The organism is Piscinibacter sp., from assembly GCF_050175855.1.
Lineage (GTDB): Bacteria > Pseudomonadota > Gammaproteobacteria > Burkholderiales > Burkholderiaceae_C > Piscinibacter.
The window spans coordinates 1-2,776 of record NZ_JBFXIO010000541.1; the positions used below are offsets into that span (position 1 = coordinate 1).

Consider the following 2,776-nt stretch of genomic DNA (forward strand, 5'->3'; position numbering starts at 1 on the left):
TCATCGTCACCGAACTCGAGGTCGAGTTGGAGGGCGGCTTCACCGTGCTCACCGGCGAGACCGGTGCCGGCAAGTCCATCCTGATCGATGCGCTGCAGCTCGCGCTGGGCAGCCGCGGCGACGCCGGCGTGGTACGTGAGGGCGCGGCGCGCGCCGAGATCAGCGCCGAGTTCGACCTGCCGGCCAGCCTCACGGCCTGGCTCGACGAGGCCGGCTTCGATGCCGGCGACACCCTGCTGCTGCGCCGATCGATCGACGCCCAGGGCAAGAGCCGGGCGTGGATCAACGGCAGCGCCGCCACCGTCGCGCAGCTGCGCGAGGTGGCTGATGCGCTGGTCGACATCCACGGCCAGCATGCCTGGCAGAGCCTGACGCGCAGCGCGTCGGTGCGCGGCCTGCTCGATGCCTACGGCGGCGTCGACACCGCACCACTGGCAGCCGCCTGGCAGCACTTGCGCAGTGCCCAGGATGCGCTGGAGAAGGCCCGCGGCGCGCAGGCCGATCTGGAGCGCGAACGCGAGCGCCTGGCCTGGCAGATCGGCGAGCTCGACAAGCTCGCGCCGGCCGACGGCGAGTGGGACGAGCTCGACGCCGAGCACCGCCGCCTGTCGCACGCCCAGGCTCTGATGGACGGCGCACGAGCCGCGCTCGAGGCCATCTCCGAGGCCGACCCGAATGCCGAACAGCTCGCCGGCTTGGCGATCGACAAGCTGCAGGACGTGGCCGAGTACGACGCCGCGCTGGCCGGCGTGATCGAGGTGCTGCAGGGCGCGCAGGCGCAGCTGCAGGATGCCGCGCACACGCTGTCGAGCTATCTCGACCGCGCCGACCTCGACCCGCAGCGCCTGCAGTCGCTCGACGATCGCCTGTCGGCCTGGATGAGCCTGGCGCGCCGCTATCGCCGGCCGCCGGCGGAACTGCCCGCACTGCTGGCGCAGTGGCGCAGCGAACTCGGCGCGCTCGACGCCGCCACAGACCTCGACGCCCTGCAGCACGCAGCCGACACCGCCAAGGCGGCCTTCGACAAGGCCGCCGCCGCGGTCTCGAAACAGCGCCGCGCCGCCGCCCCCAGGCTGGCGGCGGCCGTCACGCAGGGCATGCAGCAGCTCGGCATGGCTGGCGGCCGCTTCGAGGTGGCGCTGCTGGCGCAGGAGTCTCCGCAATCCTTCGGACTGGAGTCGGCAGAGTTCCTCGTCGCCGGCCATGCCGGCAGCACGCCGCGGCCGCTGGCCAAGGTGGCCTCGGGCGGCGAGCTGTCGCGCATCGCGCTGGCGATCGCGGTCTGCACCAGCCAGCTGGCGAATGACGAAACCGCGGCAGGGACGCTGATCTTCGACGAGGTCGATGCCGGCGTCGGCGGTGCCGTGGCCGAAACCGTCGGCCGGCTGATGAAGCAGCTCGGCCGCGACCGCCAGGTGCTGGCCGTCACCCACCTGCCGCAGGTGGCGGCCTGCGCCGACCACCACTTCGTCGTCGCCAAGCAGGCCCAGGGCGGCCGCGTGCGCAGCGAGATCCAAGGCGTGAGCGGCGAGGCGCGCGTGGCCGAGGTGGCGCGCATGCTCGGCGGCGAGCGGCTGTCGGGCACCAGCCTCGCGCATGCGCAGGAGATGCTGTCGGTCGGTTCGGCCCCCTCGCCGGCGCGCAAGGGCCGCAAGTCATGACCACGCCGGGCAGCGACAACCTGCGCGAGGTGCTCGACCACCTCGAGCGCCTCAATCCCGTGCCCGCCGATCCCCAGGCGCCACGAGAAGTCGTGCTCGTCACCGGCATCTCCGGCTCGGGCAAGTCCGTGGCCTTGCATGCGCTGGAGGATGCCGGCTTCTTCTGCGTCGACAACCTGCCGCCCGAGCTGCTGCGCGAATTCCTGCGACTGGAACACGAGCGCTCGGAGCGGCGCGTCGCGATCGCGGTGGACGTGCGCAGCGCCGGCTCGCTGCCGCACCTGCTGCCGCTGCTCGAGCAGCTCGAAGGCGAAGGTGTCTCGTTCATCTCGGTCTTCCTCGACGCCACCACCGACGCGCTGGTACGCCGCTTCTCCGAGACGCGCCGCCCTCACCCGTTGTCCGACGACAACCAGCCGAAGCCCGGCCAGGCGCGCCGGCGCGGCGACAGCGCCATCGACGGGCGCCGCGCGCTCGTCGATGCGATCGAGCTGGAGCGTGAGCTGCTCGCCGAACTGCGCGAGGTGTCGACCGTGATCGACACCAGCCAGCTCCGCCCGGCCCAGCTGCGCGCCTGGATGCGCGCGCTGGTGCGCGCCGACACGCACCGTCTCACGCTCGTCTTCGAGAGCTTCGCCTTCAAGCACGGTGTGCCGCTGGATGCGGACTACGTGTTCGACGTTCGCGTGCTGCCCAACCCCTACTACATCCGCGAGCTGCGGGCGCAGACCGGGCGCGATGCGCCAGTCGTCGAGTACCTCGCGGCCCAGCCCGAGGCCCGCGAGATGCTCGACCAGATCGAGGTCTTCCTGACGCGCTGGCTGCCGGCCTTCGAGGCCGACCAGCGCAGCTACCTGACCGTGGCCATCGGCTGCACGGGCGGACAGCACCGTTCCGTGTACTTTGCCGAGACTCTGGCGCGCCGCTTCGGCACTCGCTCGGGCACACTGGTGCGCCACCGGGAACTCGACGCGCGTGACTGAACTTTCCCTGTTTCCGCTGCAGACCGTGCTGTTCCCCGGCGGGCTGCTCAGCCTGAAGGTGTTCGAGGCCCGCTACCTCGACCTGGCCGCCGCCTGCCTGCGCGAGCAGCGGCCGTTCGGCGTGGTGGCGCT

The 2,776-nt window shown here is 72.0% G+C and carries 3 protein-coding genes; all 3 read left to right on the plus strand.

Annotated features, from left to right (window positions below; all coding sequences use genetic code 11):
* The first annotated feature begins 2 nt into the window (after window positions 1–2).
* Entirely contained in the window at window positions 3–1,661 is a 1,659-nt protein-coding gene (recN, locus tag AB7U92_RS25385) for a DNA repair protein RecN (RefSeq protein WP_428583367.1), read from the plus strand.
* Complete coding sequence (gene rapZ, locus AB7U92_RS25390; RefSeq protein WP_428583369.1) at window positions 1,658–2,644, plus strand: RNase adapter RapZ; 987 nt, start codon at window positions 1,658–1,660, stop codon at window positions 2,642–2,644. The genes recN and rapZ overlap by 4 nt, the downstream gene beginning before the upstream one ends.
* On the plus strand, window positions 2,637–2,776 hold a 140-nt coding region (locus AB7U92_RS25395; RefSeq protein ID WP_428583371.1), incomplete at its 3' end, for an LON peptidase substrate-binding domain-containing protein. The genes rapZ and AB7U92_RS25395, both read left to right, overlap by 8 nt.